Origin of the sequence: Aquirufa antheringensis (assembly GCF_023921165.1) — a bacterium.
Classification (GTDB): Bacteria; Bacteroidota; Bacteroidia; order Cytophagales; family Spirosomataceae; genus Aquirufa; species Aquirufa antheringensis.
This window is the reverse complement of record NZ_CP049835.1, coordinates 1,239,456-1,261,021: the sequence shown is the minus strand read 5'-3', so window position 1 is coordinate 1,261,021 and position 21,566 is coordinate 1,239,456. Positions and strand designations below refer to the sequence as shown.

Here is a 21,566-nt window from a genome sequence, read left to right as displayed (position 1 = left end):
ATTAGTTTCCTTTTTTAATCGCTTGGTAAATCACTTCATTGATTCCTGTGCGAATGTTCATATCCGAAATTTTGGAATTATTCCGCGTCGGATACACTCGATTCGATAAGAAGACGTAGACTAAATCCTGCATAGGATCAATCCAGGTATAAGTTCCTGTAAAACCCGAGTGGCCGAAGCTCTCCGGACTCGCCGAAGCCGCCGCAGAAATACCCGCCTTATTGCGATCCACCTTGTCAAATCCCACCCCACGACGCGCATTTTCAGCCGCACTAAATGGATACGAAGTCCACTGTTTGATGGTCGATTCTTGAATGAATTGCTGGCCACCGTAATACCCTTTTTGGAGGTACATCTGCATTAATTTCGCCAAGTCATTCGCATTCCCAAACAAGCCCGCGTGACCGGAAATTCCATCCAATAAGGCAGCGCCCTCATCGTGCACCTTTCCGTGAATCAAGGTCTTGCGGAATAATGAATCATATTCCGATGGCACAATGCGCGCTAAAGGGAAATGTTTCTCTGCTTGATAAACTAAAGTCGACGCACCTAAAGGTTTGTAAAACGTATCCGCTAAAAAGTCCGTCCAAGGCTTTCCAGTCATGCGCGGCGACTCTGCTGGCAATAAATAATACGATAAATCCGAATACACATATTCCTTCTTCTCGCGCAACGGACTCTCTTTAATCGCCGTCATAATCTGCTCTTTCAAGGTCTTGTGTGCCCATAAAGTAGGCGCCACCTGCGTAGGGTATTCCTCGGATTGCGCATAAGATAAGGTAAATGGCTTCCATCGCGTCACGTCTTTCGTGATGTCCACGAATTCTTTCCACATCGATTTTTGGTCCGTGATATTTTTCTTCAAACGCGCTTCCCCAGAGGCTGGGCTCAAGAAACGTTCGATGTATTTGTACTTCACATCGTCCTGCGTGTATTTAGCTTGGAATTTCTTGCTGTGGAAAATCATATCGGTACTATCGATATAGTCCATCCAGAACGGAATCCAAGCCTTCAAGCGAGCCTGATGCGTTAACACATCTTCGTATAAAAGTCCTGATTTATTCGATTTAGCAAAAGAGGGAACGAGTTGTCCCATCGTCGTTTTCAAGGAGAATTTACCTTCATCCTGCCATTTCATTAAGGCCGGAACGGAAGTTGAAATCTTGGTAATAGAAGCTAAATCGAAGATATCAGAGGTCTTCAGCGGAACTGTCGTTTCGTATATCTGGTTGCCAAAAGCCTTGTGGTAAATAACCTTCCCTTCTTTGGCAATCAACACCACCACACCCGGAGCGCCCTTCACCGCGATCGCTAATTTCGCCATCGAATCCACTTTTGCATTTAAATAAGTAGACGAAATGCCCACCGCTTCTGGAAGTAAATTGTATTGCAAACGCGCTAACGAAGTCGTCGTCAAACCCATCCCCTGCTTGTAAGTCGCATTCAAACTAACCGGTAATTTTCCCGTCGCCGGAATCGCCCCAAAAACAATCTCCGCCGCCGCTTCCTGCTGCGAAATTCCATCCTGATAAGCTGTCAGTAAGGCTCCTGCATTCTTCAAGCTATCGAATTGAGTCAACGTATTCACGTTCGCAAAATGAATCGCCACTGTTTTAGGCGTGGCAAAACGGTTCACCAAAGCCTTGATTGCCGGCTTCAAACTGTAATTATTCGCCGGGCGAATCGAAATGCTGTGAATCCCCATCAATACCACATCGTAGTTTTTCAAGGTATTTTCGATGCGTGCAATCGTCGTATCCGCACTCGTTTCATCTACATAGAAATGAGGCATTTCGACGTAGTTGTTGGCCATTTTTTGGAACTCCGTAGGGAAAGCGGACCCATAAGAAGGCTTCCCGATCGCTAAAGTCGCAATACGTGTTTTGTCCAACGCTTTAATCGGAACTAACTCGCCCGGATTCTTGATTAATGTGATCGACTTCTCTGCTAATTCGCGGTTCAACACTTCACTCTTAATCGGATTCAAATCCTTCAACAAGTTCTCCACGACAATGGGTTCGTAGTGGGCAAGTCCCGCCCAGGCTTTGGCATGTAAAATACGTTTAACCCGCTGATCGATATCCTCTTGCGAGATTTCGCCGTCCGTTAACGCCTTCTTAATGGCATCAAAAGCCGCCGGAACATCCACAAATGTTTCTAAAATATCATTACCGGCAAGGATCGCCTTCACGTTCGCCGTGCCTTCTGGGAACATCTTCGTCGCCCCTTTCATATCCATCGCATCCGTAAACACGAGGCCTTGGAATTTCAATTCATCGCGCAATAAACCGGTCACAATCGGTTTCGAAAGCGTCGAAGCTAACGACTTCGTCGTATCTAACGCCGGTAAATTCAGGTGAGCCACCATCACGCCCTGCAAGCCATTCGAGATCAATTCTCTATACGGGTATAATTCCAAACTATCCAAGCGCGCACGCGAGTGATTCAAGACCGGAATATCAAAATGAGAATCCACGCCTGTATCGCCGTGGCCTGGAAAATGTTTCGCTGAGGTAATGATTCCGGCTTTTTGAAGCCCTCTCATATAGGCCAAAGACTTCGCCGTCACATCCTCCCGATTCTCCCCAAACGAGCGGAAATTAATCACCGGATTCAACGGATTATTGTTCACATCCACCACCGGCGCATAATTAATGTGCACGCCCATCCTTCTACATTGCTCCCCTATTTGGACGCCCATCTTCTCGATCAAGGCCGTATTTCCTTGCATCGCACCTAAAGTCATTTGGTATGGAAAACGAAACGTCGAATCCAAACGCATCGCCAATCCCCACTCTAAATCCATCCCGATAAACAGCGGAACCTTCGTTCTATTTTGTAATTCATTCACTAGAATAGCCTGCTTCACCGGGTGTCCTTTAAACAGCACAAAGCCTCCCACGTGGTAATCCTTCACAATGGAATACAAACGCGTCGTGTCGTAGGTATCCGCCACATTTCCACGGGGCATCAACATTTGACCGATTTTCTCGTCTACACTTAAGGAATTGAAAACGGAATCCACCCATTTTTGCTGGGTATGCGGGAATAAATCCTGTGAAAAGGCCTGGAAACTTAAAAGGAAAAGCAGTAATCCGGTGCTGATTTTTTTCATAGCAAGGTTAACATTCATATAAGGTGTGAAAATACGCTAAATGTGGGAATCTTCTGAAATATCCGCCCTAATTTTTCGTGCTAATTTTCATTCCACGGAAAGCATTCGTAATTTTAGAACTTAAATGATGAACGTATGAGAAAAAAAATTGTTGCAGGTAACTGGAAAATGAACAAAACGGCGCAAGAAGCATTCGTTTTGGCTACTGAAGTAGCAGAATTAGTGAAGTCTAGCGTTTCCGCGGATGTTCAGGTGATTATGTCGACACCGGCTTTGTATTTAACAGGTGTAAATCAAGTCATTGAGGGCATTCCCAATTTAGCCGTTGCAGCCCAAAACTGCCACGAAAAAGCCTCTGGCGCTTACACAGGAGAGATTTCAGCTCCCATGTTAGCTTCTGCTGGCGTACAATATGTCATCTTAGGACACTCAGAGCGTCGTCAATACTTCGCAGAAACCAACGAGCAATTAGCGGCTAAAACAGACGCGGCTTTGGCAAACGGCTTAACGCCTTTATTCTGCTGTGGCGAAAGCTTAGAAACGCGCGAAGGCGCAGATTTCTTAGGCCATGTAGCACAACAATTAACAGAAAGCTTATTCCACCTTTCAGCGGAGGAATTCAGCAAAGTGGTGATCGCTTACGAACCCATCTGGGCAATCGGAACCGGTTTAACCGCTTCTTCAGATCAAGCACAAGAGATGCACGCCTTTTTACGTGCACATATCGCTAAAAAATATGGCCAAAGCGTAGCCGACAGCATCTCTATCCTATACGGTGGAAGCTGCAACGCGAAAAACGCGAAAGAATTATTCGCTTGCCCAGACGTAGACGGTGGTTTAATCGGTGGCGCTTCTTTGGTTGCGGCTGATTTTATTACGATTGCGACTTCTTACTAAATTTCAAAGCGTCTCGCTTTGAAATTTAAAGCACAAAGAATAGAGCATAAAGAATAAAGATGGTTAAAAATGGGGCTTCGGCCCCATTTTTGTGTTTTAGGAAATAGGGTACAAAAACATTTCATATACGCGTCGCTTGCGACGCCTCAAACTTTATTCTTTGTGCTTTATGCTCTATTCTTTATTTTAGCACCATGGAACACGTAATCGCATTCGACGCAGACGACACCCTTTGGGTGAACGAACCCTATTTTAGAGAGACAGAAGACAAGTTCTGTGCGCTCTTAGAAGATTATTTACCCGTCCACACCACCGGTCAAGAGTTGTTTAAAGTCGAGATGAATAACCTCGCACTGTATGGATATGGGGTCAAAGGATTTATGCTTTCCATGGTCGAAACAGCCATTCAAGTTTCTGGCGGAACAATGGGACTAGACGGAATCGAAAAGATTCTGAACCTAGGCAAAGAATTACTCGAAAGAGATATCGAAATCCTACCCGGCGTGGTCGAAGTTCTACAATCCTTACAAGGTAAATACCGATTAGTCGTGGCCACCAAAGGTGACCTATTAGATCAACAACGCAAACTCGCTAAATCCGGCTTAGAGCAATATTTCCACCACATCGAAATCATGTCGGATAAGCAAGAAAGCGATTATTTAAAACTGATCAAACACCTCGATGTCGATCCCGCTCATTTCACGATGATTGGGAATTCATTGAAATCTGATATTCTTCCGGTACTCGCAGTAGGCGGACACGGAATCCATGTTCCTTATCACACGACTTGGGCACATGAGGTGGTTTCCCACAAGGTGGAGCATCAAAATTTTAGAGAGGTGGAGGAGTTACGTTTAGTTTTAAATTTCATTTAAAACTAAAGCATAAAGAATAGAGTTAGCATCGCCTGAGGCGATATAATTCGTGAAATGTTTTAAAGCATTTCATAAAACATAAAAAACGGGGCCTCGGCCCCGTTTTTTATTACAACTTTATTCTTTCAGTTAACAAATAGCTATTAAACTTTATGAAATTTTTATAAATCACAAACCAATTTTCAGCATATTTTGATTCGTCAACTTTCTAACGGTATTTAAAATAAAGACCTTACCAGGATAATCTCGAATCAATTCCCTCAAAGAATATATATTGTTCTCATTATAAAGAATTTGCCAATAAACTTGATTCTCATCTATATTTGAATGAACCTGTCCCAGTACAATTGGCAATACATACCACATTGTGGTGTTTTTATTTTTTTTAAACCATGGAACATCTTTTTTATGAATATTTTTTTCTAAAATTTTCACGAAACTTTCATTTAAAGTACCCGATGATTTGAAAAATTCAATTTTTTTATTTTTGTTAACCTTAATATAGACCCAGGCAAATTGCATTTTTGATGTTGAATCAACGTTTAAATCAGCACTCAAAAAGGTTTCTAATTTTTGAGATTGAATATCTTCATCTAATCTAGGGTCAATTATTCTTGAACGCTGGGCGTTGCAAAATGAAGAGATTAAAAGCAATATAATTGTCAATATTTTTTTCATATTTCTAGATCTTTATTATTTACAATAACTTCCTGCGTTCCTTAACATGACATAATTTTGCAGGTCAAATTTAACTTCAAGCCACCTTGTGCTATATAAGCTTATCATTTTATAACCCGTTGCATCGTTAAGTCCAGCTAATAATAAATTTTCTGCGGTTCTTTCATCTATGTTATATAAACTAGCCATATACTCTCCTGTTGGTTTAACATATTCATTAAACATCTTTGTGTGATCAACTTGCTCTAAATCTCTAATTTTAGCATGAAATATTTCATGAATAATGGTTATTGCTATAAATTCATTAGAAGCGTTTTTTAATTGACTTTCGCTTAGCGCAATCACATTTGTGTTCGGATAAAAACCTGAGTACAACTGCGTTCCATTGGGTTTAGTTACTTCGGGTTGTTGTATAAAAGTTATTTTTGAATTAGGATCGTTTACGAATTTTCTTACTATATCTCCAACAACATTATTTACATTTTTATTTATTAAATCATTCAACACTGCTTTAAAGCAAGGATCTGTCAACTTGTCTACAATTTTAGTAGTATTAAAATCCTCAAAATATAGACTGGAACTTCCTGCTCCACCACTTCCACCTAAATTATTGTCAGAATCATAATATGCTTTAAATTCAAATTGGTACGTGCCCACATAGATATTGTCATCGGTCGGCGGGTACAATCTTGGAGCAGAAAATATGAAATCATCATATATAGTGTTATATATAATTGGTCCTTCTTCAAAATTCATTTCTCACATACTGGATGTTTTCCCTTTTGGAAGCACAATTTTTGACTTATGTAAGACTCCTGATTTAAGAGTTTTTCCTTCAATTGATTGAATCACGATCTCCATATCGGTTTCATTTAGACGCTTGTAGGTTTTAAACCAACCATGCCTTTTCCCTCCTAGCTCAAAGATAATAAACTCCTTGAAACCTGATTCCGTTTTTACTGGAGCAGCATATCCTTTAATACTATCAGGCAGAATAATTGGAATGGAATTATCCCATTCTATCAAATTAGCCTGATTTAACTTATCATTTTTTGTTGCCCACGTTTTTAATTCTGAAATAGTCTCAAAAGAAGAAGGTCTTACCTCATCCAATGTAGCCTCCTTACTACAGGAATTCAACAATAAGAGAAAGAATAATCCGAATAACAGTTTGAAAAAACCTTCGGGGGTTAAATGAATAACTCGAAATTCACTTAAGGTTAATGGTACTTTGTTTTCCATAATAAAAAATGTTTTATCTCGATCTTAGCTAGGCCAAAATAGAGAATGGTGAGATCATCCATCAGTAGGATGATTAAAACAAATTATGATGGGGGAGAACAGGATTATTGAAACAGAAAAAATCCAACAATACAAAGTAAAATAAGTGGTTGGTTATTCTGACTTGAGTTTCACCACTGGATTAAAAGTACCCTTAATAATTGAAGAAACAATTACAATCAAAAGAATGCACGTAGAATATCAGTTATCTGGTATTTTTAAAAAGTGCTAGGTTCAAAGAGCAGAGTTAGCATCGCCTACGACGATAACCTTCATGAAATGGTTTAAAGCGTTTCATAAACCATAAAAAATGGGGCCTCAGCCCCTTTTTTTATTCCAACTTTATTCTTTGTGCTTTGTGCTCTATTCTTTAAAAAAAGAGTAGAGATTAGAGAGAAGAGATAAACAAATCCCAGCACTATCAACTCCTATCTCTACTCTATAATCTATACTCTAAAAATCGCCTTCGCGATTTTTAAACCCCTTCCGCCACCACTTCCTTCACACCCGGAACCATACGCGTCAATAACGCTTCAATGCCTTGTTTTAGGGTCATGGTTGATGATGGGCAGCCAGAGCAAGAACCTTGCAATAAAACCTTTACCTGGCCTGTAGTCTCGTCAAACGAGTGGAAGGTGATCGCACCGCCATCGGATTCTACCGCTGGGCGAACGTATTCGTCTAGGGCTTGCTTGATTTGCTTGATAGCTGGTGTGTCGTTAGACTGATCGTCAGCAATCGTTGCTTCTGGTAGAGAGAAAACGGGTTGTTTCTCCTCGAAATACTTCTTTAAATAGGTCTTGATCCCGAATAACTCATCTTCCCAAGCCACTGACTCGGATTTTGTCAAGGTGATGAAGTTGTTCGTGATGAAAACGCGGGATACGAAATCAAAGCCAAAAAGAGCGACCGCTAAAGGCGAGTTTTTCTCCTTCGTTAATCCGTCAGCTGGTTGGGTGTAATCGAATGACATCCCTTCTGGTAGTAATTCCATATTGAAGACGAACTTCATGGAATGTGGATTAGGGGTCGATTCTGTATAAATATGGATAGATGTAGTCGTGTTCATTCCAAAGTATTTAAAGGGAGGGGTATTTTAAAATCTAGAACAAAGGTACGGCCTATTTGGTTTCCAAAAAACAAAAAAACCCGGCATTTTCATGCCGGGTTTTCTATGTTAAGCGAGTGAAATTACTCAGCCTTAGCTGCTTTCTTCGCTGGTGCTTTTTTCTCTGCTGCTGGAGCTGCTGCTTTTTTCGCAGGAGCTTTCTTAGCTGGAGCCTCCGCTGCTGGAGCTGCTTCTACTGCTGCCTCAGCTTTAGGTGCTGGAGCTGCTTTCTTAGCTGGAGCTTTTGCTGGTGCATCTGCAGGAGCTGCATTAGCTGAAATAGGTAAAACGTGAACGAATGAACGTCCTTTGAAACCTTTTTGGAACTTAACAACACCATCCGTTAAAGCGAATAATGTGTGATCTTTTCCGATTCCTACGTTTAAGCCAGGATTGTGAGCAGTACCACGTTGACGAACGATGATATTTCCTGCAATGATTGCTTGACCTCCAAATAACTTAACGCCTAATCGTTTTGAATGTGATTCGCGACCGTTTTTGGATGATCCGGCGCCTTTCTTATGTGCCATGTTATTATTTATTTATGCGTTCCGAAGAATCGCTTAGTTTAAGACTTATTTTACGTTGATTGATTCAATCAATACTTTCGTCAAATCTTGACGGTGACCATTCATTTTTTGGTAGGTCTTTCTACGCTTTTTCTTGAAAACTAAAACTTTTTCGCCACGAACGTGTGCAACAATTTTAGCTGTAACAGTGGCTCCAGCTACTGTGGGAGCTCCTACGGAAATCTTTCCGTCATTGTCAACAAGTAATACCTTGTCGATAACCAGTGCAGCGCCTTCTGCTCCCGCTAAACGGTGAGTGTATACAGAACGGTCTTTTTCTACTTTAAATTGCTGCCCGGCAATTTCTACGATTGCGTACATTTTTACTGTATTTAAGTGAAACAATCCCACGAGGCTAGTGATTCAAGACAAATGAAAAACTTTTAAAAGCCTTTTAAATGGGGGTGCAAATCTAAAAATTAATTCGCTTAATAGCAAACACTATTCATAAATAAATTCTCCGTATTCGCTGCTGATGGTCAGCTTCTTAGTCGCTGAGGCTTCTACGCGGCCCACGATTTGGGCAGGAATACCAAAGGACTGGGAGATGCGGATGATTTCATCCGCGTGTGCTGGATTCGCATAGACTTCTAAGCGATGGCCCATGTTGAATACTTGGTACATCTCTTTGAAGCTAGTTCCGCTCTCTTTTTGGATCAAATCAAACAGCGGAGGAATCGAGAACAAATTATCCTTAATCACGTGCAAGTTGTTCACAAAGTGCATCACTTTCGTCTGCGCTCCACCGGAACAATGCACCATTCCGTGCAAATGAGGACGCAATTCTGTTAGTAAAGCTTTCACGACTGGCGCGTAAGTACGCGTAGGGGAAAGGATCAATTGACCTACGTTTAAAGGGGTTCCTGGAACCGCTTCCGTTAAGTTGCGAGAGCCGGAATACACTAAATCCGAAGGAACGGAGGGGTCAAAGCTTTCTGGGTATTTGTTCGCCAGGTATTTTCCTAACACGTCGTGACGTGCAGAAGTCAAGCCATTGCTGCCCATTCCGCCGTTATAAGTCGTTTCGTAATTCGCTTGGCCGTCAGAGGCTAAGCCGATGATCACGTCTCCTGCTTGGATATTGCCGTTCGAAATGACGTCTGAGCGCTTCATACGACCGATAACCGTGCTGTCTACGATGATCGTGCGCACTAAATCACCTACGTCTGCGGTTTCGCCCCCAGTGGAGTAAATGCCGATGCCGTTATCGCGTAGCATTTGTAAAACTTCTTCGGTTCCGTTGATGATTTCGGCGATGACCTCTCCTGGAATTAAGTTCTTGTTGCGACCGATGGTGCTGGAAAGCAACATTTGGTCTGTGGCGCCCACGCAGATTAAATCGTCCGTGTTCATCACTACGGCGTCTTGTGCGATGCCACGCCATACCGAGATGTCACCCGTTTCTTTCCAATATAAGTAGGCCAAAGACGACTTTGTCCCCGCCCCATCTGCGTGCATAATGTTGCAATAGTCCGCATCACCGCCCAAGATATCTGGGGAGATTTTGCAGAATGCCTGCGGAAAAAGACCTTTGTCTAAGTTCGCAATGGCTTTGTGAACATCTTCTTTCGAGGCAGAAACACCTCGTTGCATGTAACGGTCTGACGACATCGTATGATCTATTTTAGGATAGTTTTAATTGGGCAAATTCTTTCGCAAAATAGGTCAAAATGACCTGAGCTCCGGCGCGCTTCATCGAAAGCAAGCTTTCTAACATCGCTTTTTCGCCATCGATCCAGCCGTTTGCTGCGGCTGCTTTGACCATCGCATATTCGCCTGAAACGTTATAAGCGGCGATCGGTAAATTCGTATTATCGCGGAGTAGCGATATGATGTCTAAGTAGGCCAAAGCCGGCTTAACCATCAAGAAATCTGCTCCTTCTAATTCATCTAATTCCGCCTCGCGAAGGGCTTCGCGGCTGTTTGCGGGGTTCATTTGGTAGGTCTTTTTATCGCCAAATTTAGGCGCAGACTCTAACGCATCGCGGAAAGGTCCGTAAAAAGCAGACGCATATTTCGCACTGTAGGCCATAATGCCCACATTCGTGAAACCGGCATCGTCTAACGATTCGCGTAAATAACCCACGCGACCATCCATCATATCCGATGGACCAATCAGTTTTGATCCGGCTTGGGCTTGTGCTACGGCCATTTTGGCCAACACCTCTAACGTTTCGTCATTCAAAATCTCGCCGCCGCGAACAATCCCATCGTGTCCATCCGAACTGTAGGGATCCATCGCCACATCCGTTAACATCGAAATCTCTGGAAAACGGCTCGTTACGGCGTGAATGGCCTCTAAATACAGGCTGCCTTGGCGATGCGATTCAGTCGCTAGCGAATCCTTGCGGTCCTCTGCTACTTGGGGAAAAAGGGCGTAAGAAGTGATTCCTAGATTGAGACACTCCTCGATTTCTTTCAATAAAAGGTCCGTCGTGTAGCGGTAAATGCCCGGCATCGACTTGATTTCGGTTTTCGTAGCAGAACCATCCATCACAAAAAGAGGGAAAAGTAAATCCTTCACCGAAAGGCGATTTTCCTCCACCATCGTGCGGATAGCGGCACTGGAACGGTTACGACGCGGTCTATTCAACATAGGAATTGATTTTGAACCTGCAATTTAGGCATAAGCCCTGATTCCGCAATGAAAAAGGGGGATTAAAGGAGGCGATCGTTCAAATTCCGCAATTGCTCTTGCAGGTCGCGAACTAAGCCTACACAAGCATCAAATTCATAGCGAAAAACGGGTTCATTGGAACCACCAGGATCGGCAACGCCGGAGAAATGGGGATAGTCTTTGGGCTTAAAAAGAACCGACAAATCTGCTTCTAAAATTCCTGCGATTTGCTTCATGCGACTCAGGGAAGGGTCCGTCAGGCCGCGTTCGATTTTAGAGTAGGCAGATACCGTAATTCCTAATTCCGAGGATACATAATCTTGGCTGTAGCCTATATCTATCCGGGCTTTTCGAATTAAAGTAGCAAATTCTTTCATTCCGGTAAAATTCCAAAACTCTGAGGATAATTCGTAGCTACTGAAAAGACAAAACTTCTACTTTCAGGAAAAAATGCGCAATTAAATGGCGTGTTTTTCGATTAAGGTCCAACCTTTCGTGATGTCCTGCGCGAATTGCAAGCCGGCACTTTCCAGAATATCCTGTAAATCAGCGGTAATGTCGGTTGTCTTTTCTACGAATTGATGGAAAAAATCCTGTAAAGATTCGCCATACGTTTCCTCGCAAATCCGGATGAAGTCGGCTTTCGTATAGCCTTTTTTCAATGCCCCAAACTCCGCGTTCATTTTATGCATTACTTCTTTTAACGACTTGCCATTTTTTGCCTGTAATTGTAGGTCCAAAGCCAAAGCGACCACCGCTCCCTTGTAATAAATCGATGCGCGTTTGTTAGGTAAACTCGACCCGTAGCCATCCAGCCATAAATCGATCGAACTTTCCTCTAACGACTGCTGCGCATTCGCATCGCGATCAAAATGCAATTTCAAGTTGCCTAATAAACCGGCCAGGTATTCTTGCCGAGTCCAAACGCCAGACTCATACAAAAACCAATCCCCAAGATAGGTCGTAATTCCTTCTACGACCCAGCCGGTTGAAAACGGGACCTCTCTGTCGTAGGCATAAGGGAATAGTTCTTTAGGTCGTATCGTCGCAATATTCCAAACGTGAAACAGTTCGTGCGAGCCTAAACCGATCAAGTCTTCGTAGGCATCGCGATCCGGCGGTCCTATCACCATCATCGTAGATTTTGTGTGCTCCACGCCGTGGTAATAAGGCGTAGGACAAACCCAGAGCATATAGTGGTATTCTTTGACGGGGAAAGTGCCCATCCAGTCGAGCTGGGTTTGGGTGAATTTTTCGTAGGCGTTTGTCAGTTTTTTCGTCAAAGCCTGGCGCGATCCCACCACATCGATGGCGAATTTCACGCCATTGCATTTCCATTTATGTTGAAAGATGGCTGGGGCGGCGATGTAGGGCGAATCCACTAACTCGCGGTATTTGGCCCCGTTTTTAAAGGTGCAAACGCTCTGCCAACCAGCTGGTTTTTCAACCTGGATTTCGCAACGCTCGTTCTCTCGGCCCTTGACATACAGAAGGCAATTGATGAAGTTGATGTAAAGTAAGTCGGGCTCCACAACGGATCCTCCCGCATCGGGTTGATTCGCATAATAGCTGTAGCGGATTTCGACGGTTTCTGATGCTTCTAAGGTCCAAATAGAGGAAGCGATTTTTTCGATGGGTATGGAAACACCCCCACTAAAAGCCTTTAAAACCGGAATGTTTTTCGCAAAGTTTTGAGCCTGGTAGCGGCCTGGGCGCCAAATAGGTAATTGAATCACCTGTTTGCCCGGTTTACGTGGGGTAAACTGAAAGGTGATGTCCAGATAGTTCGGCTTTTCAGCCAGCTGAATGTGATAGCGATTAAGCATTAGGCTAATACTTCTTGTAGGATTTGCAAGGAACGAATCTCTCCGAAATTTTCCATGTGCAATTGATAATAATTAAGCATTCCGGCCAATAATTCTTTGCGTTCCGCCCGGTGCAGCACGATGGGATGCCCGTAATCCGCGTGAATCAAGGCGTCTAATTCCGAGAAATTTGGCACGATGCAGCCGGCGGCTTTCAGTTGCTGGTAGAATTCTGCCGCATTGCCTGCCCCAAAACCTAAAAACGCCGCTAATTGCCACAGAAACTGCAGATGGAAATTTTCGAAATTCGACTCCGCGCGATCCAGATACTGCATGGAATGGCTCAAGAACTCAAATAAAGCGGGATTTGCCTCCTCTTCTTTTAATACTTTGCTTAATACTTCGGAAAGAAATAAGGCTAATGAAGACTTCGCAATGTCGAAGGGGATGGCTTGGTAGGGGAAGAAACATTTGGCCTCTGAAATCCGGTGCAAACCCTTGCCCGGCTTGTGGTAGACTTCTAAGTCTAGCAAGGTGAGCGGTTGGAAGAGGGCCATTTTATGCTTGGCTTTGGCAGAACGCACCCCATTTTCGATGTAAGAACTGATCCCCATTTCCGCGGTGTAGACGTTCACCAAGATCGAGGTTTCCCGATACCGCATATAGGAAATGACGATGCCTTGGGTTTTAGTTAGCATTTGGGTCGGCCATCGGAATACCGGTTTCGTCCGAAATTCGCTGTAAAATTTCTTCGATTGTATCCGATTCTTTGAAGCGAATCGGGTCTTTGAACTCCACGCTCAAAGTCGTGTTACGTTTCTTTAAGAAGAAGCCTTTCTTGTCAAAGGCGCGGCGGAAACCGTTGATTTGGACAGGAACGACGATGGGATTTGCGGCCTTAATGAGGTGCGCAGTTCCTTTTCTGATGGGGGCTAATGGACGCGTAGTTCCTTGTGGGAAACTAACTACCCAGCCAAAATTTAGGCCTTTAATAACCTTCGCTTGGGCTTCTAAATCTACCTCCCGCTTTACATCCTGGCCATGTGCACGCCAGGAGCGATTCACTAAAATAGCCCCAGCTAACGAAAATACTCGGGGTAAAAAACCATCCTCTTTCATCGTCTCTGATGCCGCCACGTAAAAAAGCCGAGAACGCGGAGCCAGTAAATAAAAAGGAAAGCGAATACTGTTATTCACCCGCCATTTCACGGAGAAAAAGATGTGGTAGAGGCAAATCACGTCCATAAAGTAGGTTTGGTGATTCGATAAAAACAGAACGCCATCGCGTGGTAAATCGATAATTTTTTCAGTCCCCTTAATCTCGGTTTTATTGTAAATGCTCAAGCGAGCAAAGGTTAACCAGCCCAGAATAAACACGATGATTCGTTTCATTCCGATCGGGTTCCCAAACGGGTCACGACGCACCAGACCCCAGCGGTCTAAGCAATCAAAAAAATGCTGTAAAAAGGTTATACTCTTAAAATCCACCGCTCTTCTCTTTGCCTTTCTTGGCTGGTTTTGTTTTTGTTGGTTCTATCTTAGCCGGCGCTTTCTTCACCGGAATCAATGGTTTGTAATAGGAAGTGAAGCGCTTGATAAACGCATTTTTTTCTTCTGCTGCCGCCTCTACGACTTTTACTCCGCCTTTTTTCTGTGTCTTCATCGACTCACGCACTGTGGCTAAAAAGGAATTGTCAGAAGAATAAACACCTAACTCCCCCTCAAAATAAGCGAAATAATACCAAAGATCTTCGGATAATTCCCAATAGGCGTAAAACTCTTCCTTGTTTGGCTTCTTCACCACCTCCATAAAACCCTTAATCGTGGCATTCACATCCACCGGTCCCACATTGATCAAAGGCAAATCCCCAATCGAGTAAAAAGCACTCAAATTAGGCGACCAAACCCATTTTACCGAAGAAAAATTAATCATGCTCGCAAATTCAGGATCCACTTTATCCAAGGCCAAATGCTCCCGATCCATTCTGGATTTTGTGGCCTCCGGAATTTTTTTGCCCAAAATCGGTTCCACTCGCTTCAAGTATTCATCTCGATCCGCCGGCTCATCCGCTGCCGCAGTTAGCAAGCCTTCCTCTAGGTTATATTTCACGATGCGATCGCCCATTTTCTGTAGAATGGGAACCGGCACTTGAAACTGTAAACTGAGCCAAGATTCGATGCGCGGAATCAGCGTGTCAATGGACATCGAAATCTTACCAAAAGACCGTACCAGCTTATTTCCCGTGAATAATTGCACCATCCCGTCCGTGTCCACGCGCTTTTTCGGAATCGATAAATGCATCTGCGATTCCGCGTTTTTAATGCTGTACACTTCGGACGCTTCCGTCACTTCGCCGGCCGCTTTGAACAAGACGGGGTCGTCTTCATTCGACATGGGGCCCAGGAAAGAAGGGTATAATTTATTCGCCGCATTCACGAAAATGCCGGCGGTGACCGAGCGACCGAGTTCGTCTTTTAACTCGTCGTTCACCACAATTCCCTTCGAATTCGCGAACGGAATCCAGGCCGTTTTGAATTTTAGCGTGCCTAATAAGGGTCTGATGGATCCTTTGAATTCCAAACTCGGTTTCTCCGATAAGAAATACACATCGCCTTTGAATTCTTGGTGTGCCGTTAATTTTAAAGGCGTTTTCTCGATGTAGCGCGACTCGGCTCGGATTCCCTCCGGCAGAAAATCGAAGTTCTTCATCGGAATCACCAAGCTGTCGCTTCCCTCCACCGGCAACAAGTAATTCGCTGTTCCCGTAAATCGATTCGCGTTAGCGGTAACGGTGTTGATGTTTGCCAAAACATGGCCATTCACCGTCGCCCTCGCTCCTACTAAAGATTTAAATTGGCCACCCTTCGCAATCGCTAATAGACCTTTTGCCGGATAAACCGTCGCTGGCCCAATCTCGATTTCTTTCACGCCTTCTAGCGAAATGACCTCAGAAACTTGATCCAGCACCCCGGATTTCGCGGTGATGGGCCCCGCTTTCGAAGTAGAATCTAAGATGTGTAAAACGGGCTTCTGTAGCTTGATCTTTTGGTTTTTTTGCTCCCAAACCGCTCCTGCGTAAGTCGTGGAATACCCTTGAATAGGTAATAGCGCTTTCGCATCTTCCACCGCTTTAAAGTTCAGATTCACCGCGCCGGGTGCAGCTTCGATAGAAATCCGTTCCGCTTGGAATACCGGTTTCTTCAATCCTATGGTGAGCGATGCATCCTTCGATTTCCACGTCGCGGGTTGGAAATAATACAGTTCTGATTTCAGTTTTCCGTCACCTAAGGTAATGTCGCCCCTCCCAAAAACCTGCTTCTTGTGCATCCAAACCGGACCCTCTAATTGCAATTGATTCGCATAGAGCGCAAAGGAATTCTTCTCCGGATAAATGGCTAGGGAATCCTCGCGTGGCAACCAGGTGAATCGGTGTCCTGGCAGACTCGCAATGGGGCCTTTCTTGTTCGCCATCTCCCCTAGTTTACCTTCGGAGCCGACACTAATTAGCGAATCCGGATACAGGAAGGCCTCTTTTAGCGTGGATTGGAACCCATCCATCGAGAAAGATCCTGCCGTGTGAAGGCCCTTTTTGTCCATTTCCAGCGGGGCGCTCAGGCTGAGGCTGGCCTTGTTTTGATAGATTTTTAGGGGCGTTTTCTGGGTATAGGTAAAGCCAAAACTTTGGTCCGGCTTCAAGATCAATTGCGTGTTTAATGGTGGCACAAGTCCTTTGGAATGGAAAGTACCCACAAATACGGGCGCCTTTTGCGTCAAACTATCTAATGCAATGCTGGGCACCTTAAAATTGTAGGTCGAATCATACACCCCATTCGCGCGCCATGGCTCGTCGAAGTGGGCGGTCATCCCTTTTGGGATAAGTAATTTAGGATATTCCGCTACGCCAAAACGTCCCGACTTATTTCCTGGTGGACTCAAAATCAGAGAACCAGATCCGTAGCGAAAAGCCCCTCCAAATTCTTTGGATTGGCCTTTAGGGATAAAAGTGATCGAATCAATCTGCGCGAATTGCGCGGTAAAGTCGTTGAACTTGAAGGCAAAATCTGGGCCTCGGAAGCGGTAATCGCCAATCTTGATTTCGCCTAGGAAATTGAAATCGCGGCCTTTTTGGAAGGTCAACGCCTCGTCATAGGGAATAAATTCCGCCTTCAAGGAATCCGAAATCATCACCTGCTGAATACCCCGAATGCGCAATTTCTTGTCTACTAAATCGAGGGAAATCGAGGCGGAATCCGCATCGAGGTTTTCGCCCATCGAGGCCGCATAAAAGGTATCAAAATCCTTTTTCTCATACGCCACACGTGCATAATGCCGCCCCAAAGCCGTAAAAGAATACAACCCGTCCACCACTTGCATATAGCCCGCATCCACGTAGGACTGAAAACCGGATTGAATCTGCTCTGGCCGGCGATTTACTAAAACAGCCAGGTCTCCTATCGTGGCCGCCTCTACTTTATTCTCCACTACATAGCGGTACAGAATCCGCATCGGGCTATAATTCAACAAGCCTTGTAATTCCTGAATACGGCCGTCGTTGTAATAATCCTTCGACTCAAGCCAGGCTGGAACTTGGTTTCGTCCGGAAATTTGGTAAAAATCGATGCGCTTTTCCTTGACCCTTAGTACCCCTAAATCCACCGACATCCGCATCTCGTGGAACGTGTCTTCGAACAAGGCGCGGTTCGTGGCCCCGGGTAATTTTTTAAAATGGAAGGTCTGGTTTTTCGGATAATACTGACCGGCCACATCCTTTCTTGTGAGCGAATCGTTTTCGCTTAATGGACTACTCCAACGACCTTGCGGAACGACAATTGACGAGTCTGGCAAGAACCAGATCAGTGGCGCAGCCATCGTTCCCAGCTGTTGGAAATGCAAAGCCCCGTCCCTTAAACCTTTCCGCAGATCCTTGAAAACGGGTTTCCCCTCCGCGGACCACACATCCCCCGTCATTTCGGTGAATTCTGTTCCCTTAAATTCGAAAGAGAAGTATTTGTCTTTTCGCCGTAAGGTGAGCGATCCCTCGCCATTTAACTCGCGTTCGTTTTCTATCCAGTCCGCTGAAATAATACGCAAAGTCCCATTCGCCGGTTGAAATTGCATCGCATCGATTTGTAGACGCGCGTTTTTGTGCCCTAGTTTTTCACCTTGAATTTCTCCGCCTTTGGCCATACCTGTTTTCGACTTTTCGTCCCACGAAAATTCCGTCACTTGAAAAACGAGGCTATCATTCGCGACCCGATAGGTGATTTCCGAGGGCCCCCACTGGTTCTTCTCTTTCTGAGCGCTATTCACGCGCAGCGAATAGGGCCCTACCTGAATCTTTTGCGCAGAAAGGCCAAAACTCAGAGCGAGGGTGAAAAGTAGGATGCGAAAGAATGTGATCGTATTCTGCATAAAGGGATAAAAATACATAAAATATTCAGATATTTGGGTCAAAATAATCCCTATGTCTAACGTACTTTCCTTATTCTCAGCAATTAAAGCCTTTATTTTTGACATCGACGGTGTGATGACGGACGGCAATGTACACGTTCTGGAGACAGGCGAACATTTCCGCACCTTCTACATCCGCGATGGCTATGCGCTAGAAAAGGCGCGAGAGGCTAATTTTCAAATGTGCGTTATCACAGGCGGAAGTCATCCAGGGGTCAAAAAACGTTTAGAAAACCTCAAGTTTCAACACATCTATTTCGGTTTAGGCGGCAAAGATAAATTAGAAACCTACCTCGAATTATTGCCCAAATTAGGGGTCAAAGAAAATGAAATCCTATATATGGGAGACGATATGGCCGATTTAAAAGTCCTGTCTCGCCCGGATATTTTAAGCACCTGCCCGGCAGATGCGATTCCTGAATTGCACCAAGTCGTGAAATACGTTTCGCCTTTTAATGGAGGCCGCGGTGCAGTGAGAGATGTGATTGAAAAAGTATTAAAACTCCAAGGAAAATGGGCTTAATCTTGCCAGTGAAAGGGATATCGCCTGTTTTAGGAGAAGACAATTGGGTCGCGCCTAATGCCACGATTGTGGGAGATGTGCAGACCGGAAAGCAGTGCACGATTTGGTTCAATGCGGTTGTTCGCGGGGATGTGAATTCCATCCGCATTGGCAATTATTCGAACATTCAGGACGGTGCGGTGGTGCATTGTACCTACCAAAAAACCGTCACCAACATAGGCGATTATGTTTCTATCGCACACAACGCGATCGTTCATGGATGCACTATCGAGGACAACGTACTTATCGGAATGGGCGCCATTGTGATGGACAACGCCTACATTGAAACAGGCAGTATCGTTGCAGCAGGTGCCGTGGTGACACAAGGAACTCGGGTGCCGGCAGGCAGTATTTACGCGGGAAATCCAGCCAAATATTTAAAAGATGTCAGCCCAGAGGCTGCCGAAGTTTTCAAGCGCACGGCTTATAATTATGTAGAATACGCGTCTTGGTTTTCAAACCCTACCAAATGAGTAACGACCCACTTCATGGTGTAACTTTAGAGAAAATCTTAACTGATCTAGTCGATTTATTAGGCTGGGAAGAGATGGCTCGCAAAATCCGCATTAACTGCTTTGCAAGCGATCCGAGTATCAAATCTAGCTTGACATTCTTGCGCAAGACGCCTTGGGCGAGGGCGAAGGTGGAGACGCTGTATGTTTGGAACCTTAAAAAACTAGAGAAGCACAAAAAGGCCCGCCATTCCCAGCAGGTAGACGAGTAGGACCACAAAGGAGTCGTAGCCCATCCGCAGAATTTGCTTTTTCGGGTGTATCACCATTCCCACCATGTAAATGCCGGTTAAGAAGATGCCCAAAGCCGTGAGGTAAATATCTGGTTTAGAAATACTCGGCAAAATCGCGTCGCCACCGATCAGTGAGGCGACTAAAAACAAGACCGGCAAGAAGGCATTACCGCCAAAAATATCACTCACCGCCATATTATAATCCCGGATCCGTGCTGACGCAATTCCGGTGGAAATCTCCGGCAAGGCGGTACAAAGTGCCAGTATTGTTCCTCCAAATAGTACGCCATCAATCCCCCAGCGAACAGACAACATTTCTCCAGAAGCTTCTAAGGCCCAGCCAGCGCTTAAGGTGAGCACGGCGCCACCCGCTAAGACGAAAAAGGCTTGACGTAATGTCCCCTTAAAACGGACATTGGGATGACGAAGCTGGTAATTCACATCTTGTTTGCTGCGGTAGTCCGGCTCGGATTTACCTACTTTGGCAATCATAAAAATCGATCCTAACCAGATTAATGCAATCATCCACTCGAATGGGGTCGAACGCAATAGCAGGAAAGAGGACGGGAATGTGGTCCCCATCAGTACCAAAGTCAAGATAAATATAAGCGCCACACCCTCTAAAACGAGTACCTTTGAATGCCCTTTCCAGGTCAAGGGGGCCGATCTCCCCACCCCAAACACATCGATTAACACCAGCACCACCGTCTGAATCGCAATGCCGCCTAAAATATTGCTGACGGCGATATCATAATCTCGGTGATAGGCCGCGACAACCGTAATAGCGATTTCAGGCAGATTAGTCACGATGGCCAAAAAAACCATCCCCCCAAAAGCCTCCCCTAAATCATAGTGGTCTGTAATATGGTCAATGGCCTTAGTCAAGTGGATTCCGGTGATCCAGATCACGGCGGTTGAAACCAGAAAAATTGCTACTAGGATGAAATCAGACATGTTCACCGCGATTTACCAGCCAGCCAAAAATAGCCGCCGTGATGAACATGATGATACTATACACCACCGCCGGAATCGTCATTGTCCAATTCCCAATCACGCTCAAGGCTATAAAGATCGCCAAAGACCCATTGTGAATCCCGATCTCCATCCCTATCGCGATAGCTTGCTTCTTCTCCAAATTCAACAATCGCGGCAGAAAATACCCAATTGAAAGACAGGCCACATTAAATAAAAGACAGGCCAAACCGACCGTTTCAATATCGCGCATCAAGTGATCGCGTTCTTTCCATCCGGCTAAAACGATAATTAAGGCGAGGAAAATCGCGGATAAGATTTTCACGGGAGACTCCAGCTTTTGTGCAAATCCGGGTGCTTTTTTTCGAACCAGCATACCCACCGAAACAGGTAAAATAACAATCAAACATACCTCTAATACTTTCGAAAATTGCAGAGGAACATAGGCGTCCTGCTGCATCAATAATTTCATCGAAAGATTGACGATAAAAGCGATGGAAACCACCGATAAAATGCTGTTGAGGGCGGTGAGGGTGACATTCAGCGCGACGTCACCTTTGGCAATATGCGAATACAAATTCGCCGAAGGACCGCCAGGAGCCGCAGCTAAAAGCATCAAACCGACGGCTAATTCAGGGGGTAAGTTTAGCCCTTTCGCGATGAAAAAGCAGATGATAGGCAGCAGAATCATTTGGGTTCCTAGGCCTACGATGACCGCTTTCGGATATTCATAGACGCGCTTGAAATCCGCCATCGTCAGCGACAAACCTAATCCGGTCATAATTATCGCGAGGGCGATGGGCATTAAAACGACGGAGAGAAAGCTTGCTTGCATGCGAAAATTTTTAAACCTTGCGGTGCTTAAAATTAAAGAAATACTTGATCTTTCT

General features: G+C 44.7%; 20 protein-coding genes and 1 pseudogene. 5 read left to right on the top strand and 16 right to left on the bottom strand.

The annotated features are described in order from the left end of the window. Window position 1 precedes the first annotated feature (1 nt). Window positions 2–3,115 (bottom strand): serine hydrolase domain-containing protein, encoded by a 3,114-nt coding sequence (locus tag G9X63_RS05740; protein ID WP_252621806.1) that lies wholly within the window; start codon window positions 3,113–3,115, stop codon window positions 2–4. A gap of 135 nt (window positions 3,116–3,250) precedes the next feature. Between G9X63_RS05740 and tpiA the strand changes: the two genes are divergently transcribed. Together tpiA and G9X63_RS05730 are read left to right on the top strand one after the other, a co-directional pair. Further along, the gene (gene tpiA, locus G9X63_RS05735) at window positions 3,251–4,012 is read left to right on the top strand and encodes a triose-phosphate isomerase (RefSeq protein ID WP_130895523.1); all 762 of its coding nucleotides are present in this window, start codon (window positions 3,251–3,253) and stop codon (window positions 4,010–4,012) included. A 194-nt stretch (window positions 4,013–4,206) separates the two neighbouring features. After that, window positions 4,207–4,887 (top strand): HAD family hydrolase, encoded by a 681-nt coding sequence (locus tag G9X63_RS05730; protein ID WP_252621804.1) that lies wholly within the window; start codon window positions 4,207–4,209, stop codon window positions 4,885–4,887. Between the two features lie 168 nt (window positions 4,888–5,055). Here G9X63_RS05730 and G9X63_RS05725 read toward each other — a convergent pair whose 3' ends face one another. The 13 genes and pseudogenes from G9X63_RS05725 to G9X63_RS05665 all read right to left on the bottom strand — a co-directional run bounded on the left by G9X63_RS05725 (window position 5,056) and on the right by G9X63_RS05665 (window position 18,358). Next, entirely contained in the window at window positions 5,056–5,565 is a 510-nt protein-coding gene (locus G9X63_RS05725; RefSeq protein WP_252621802.1) for a hypothetical protein, read from the bottom strand. 15 nt (window positions 5,566–5,580) lie between these two features. Further along, entirely contained in the window at window positions 5,581–6,321 is a 741-nt protein-coding gene (locus G9X63_RS05720; protein ID WP_252621800.1) for a SprT-like domain-containing protein, read from the bottom strand. 3 nt (window positions 6,322–6,324) lie between these two features. Further along, on the bottom strand, window positions 6,325–6,807 hold the full coding sequence (locus tag G9X63_RS05715; protein WP_252621798.1) for a hypothetical protein: 483 nt from the start codon (window positions 6,805–6,807) through the stop codon (window positions 6,325–6,327). Between the two features lie 514 nt (window positions 6,808–7,321). Beyond that, a complete protein-coding gene (locus tag G9X63_RS05710) occupies window positions 7,322–7,915 on the bottom strand; it encodes a NifU family protein (RefSeq protein WP_252621796.1) in 594 nt (197 codons plus the stop codon). 311 nt (window positions 7,916–8,226) lie between these two features. Next, window positions 8,227–8,484: pseudogene (rpmA, locus tag G9X63_RS05705) on the bottom strand (50S ribosomal protein L27); the annotation flags it as partial. A gap of 45 nt (window positions 8,485–8,529) precedes the next feature. Next, entirely contained in the window at window positions 8,530–8,844 is a 315-nt protein-coding gene (gene rplU, locus G9X63_RS05700; protein WP_130922523.1) for a 50S ribosomal protein L21, read from the bottom strand. Between the two features lie 120 nt (window positions 8,845–8,964). Then, window positions 8,965–10,134 carry an AIR synthase related protein gene (locus tag G9X63_RS05695; protein ID WP_252621793.1) on the bottom strand — a complete coding sequence of 390 codons (1,170 nt, stop codon included), beginning with the start codon at window positions 10,132–10,134 and terminating at the stop codon, window positions 8,965–8,967. 13 nt (window positions 10,135–10,147) lie between these two features. Further along, window positions 10,148–11,119, bottom strand: a complete 972-nt coding sequence (gene hemB / locus G9X63_RS05690) for a porphobilinogen synthase (RefSeq protein ID WP_252621791.1) — start codon at window positions 11,117–11,119, stop codon at window positions 10,148–10,150. A gap of 62 nt (window positions 11,120–11,181) precedes the next feature. Further along, window positions 11,182–11,517 (bottom strand): helix-turn-helix domain-containing protein, encoded by a 336-nt coding sequence (locus G9X63_RS05685; RefSeq protein ID WP_130922520.1) that lies wholly within the window; start codon window positions 11,515–11,517, stop codon window positions 11,182–11,184. A gap of 81 nt (window positions 11,518–11,598) precedes the next feature. Further along, window positions 11,599–12,966: a M61 family metallopeptidase gene (locus G9X63_RS05680; protein WP_252621788.1), complete on the bottom strand. Its 1,368-nt coding sequence runs from the start codon at window positions 12,964–12,966 to the stop codon at window positions 11,599–11,601. After that, the gene (recO, locus tag G9X63_RS05675; protein ID WP_252621786.1) at window positions 12,966–13,643 is read right to left on the bottom strand and encodes a DNA repair protein RecO; all 678 of its coding nucleotides are present in this window, start codon (window positions 13,641–13,643) and stop codon (window positions 12,966–12,968) included. The genes G9X63_RS05680 and recO overlap by 1 nt, the downstream gene beginning before the upstream one ends. Continuing rightward, entirely contained in the window at window positions 13,633–14,337 is a 705-nt protein-coding gene (locus G9X63_RS05670; RefSeq protein WP_252621783.1) for a lysophospholipid acyltransferase family protein, read from the bottom strand. Before G9X63_RS05670 ends, recO begins: the two co-directional genes overlap by 11 nt. A gap of 85 nt (window positions 14,338–14,422) precedes the next feature. Further along, a complete protein-coding gene (locus G9X63_RS05665; protein ID WP_252621781.1) occupies window positions 14,423–18,358 on the bottom strand; it encodes a hypothetical protein in 3,936 nt (1,311 codons plus the stop codon). 52 nt (window positions 18,359–18,410) lie between these two features. Between G9X63_RS05665 and G9X63_RS05660 the strand changes: the two genes are divergently transcribed. The 3 genes from G9X63_RS05660 to G9X63_RS05650 are packed head-to-tail and all read left to right on the top strand — an operon-like array spanning window position 18,411 to window position 19,683. Further along, window positions 18,411–18,920 (top strand): KdsC family phosphatase, encoded by a 510-nt coding sequence (locus G9X63_RS05660; protein ID WP_252621779.1) that lies wholly within the window; start codon window positions 18,411–18,413, stop codon window positions 18,918–18,920. Beyond that, on the top strand, window positions 18,911–19,432 hold the full coding sequence (locus tag G9X63_RS05655; RefSeq protein WP_252621777.1) for a gamma carbonic anhydrase family protein: 522 nt from the start codon (window positions 18,911–18,913) through the stop codon (window positions 19,430–19,432). Before G9X63_RS05660 ends, G9X63_RS05655 begins: the two co-directional genes overlap by 10 nt. Next, window positions 19,429–19,683, top strand: a complete 255-nt coding sequence (locus G9X63_RS05650) for a VF530 family protein (protein ID WP_252621775.1) — start codon at window positions 19,429–19,431, stop codon at window positions 19,681–19,683. The genes G9X63_RS05655 and G9X63_RS05650 overlap by 4 nt, the downstream gene beginning before the upstream one ends. Here G9X63_RS05650 and G9X63_RS05645 read toward each other — a convergent pair. Both G9X63_RS05645 and G9X63_RS05640 read right to left on the bottom strand, forming a co-directional pair. Next, window positions 19,636–20,658 carry a sodium:calcium antiporter gene (locus tag G9X63_RS05645; RefSeq protein ID WP_252621772.1) on the bottom strand — a complete coding sequence of 341 codons (1,023 nt, stop codon included), beginning with the start codon at window positions 20,656–20,658 and terminating at the stop codon, window positions 19,636–19,638. The genes G9X63_RS05650 and G9X63_RS05645 overlap by 48 nt on opposite strands. Then, window positions 20,651–21,544: a bile acid:sodium symporter family protein gene (locus G9X63_RS05640; protein ID WP_276532680.1), complete on the bottom strand. Its 894-nt coding sequence runs from the start codon at window positions 21,542–21,544 to the stop codon at window positions 20,651–20,653. The genes G9X63_RS05645 and G9X63_RS05640 overlap by 8 nt, the downstream gene beginning before the upstream one ends. Between the last annotated feature and the right edge of the window lie 22 nt (window positions 21,545–21,566).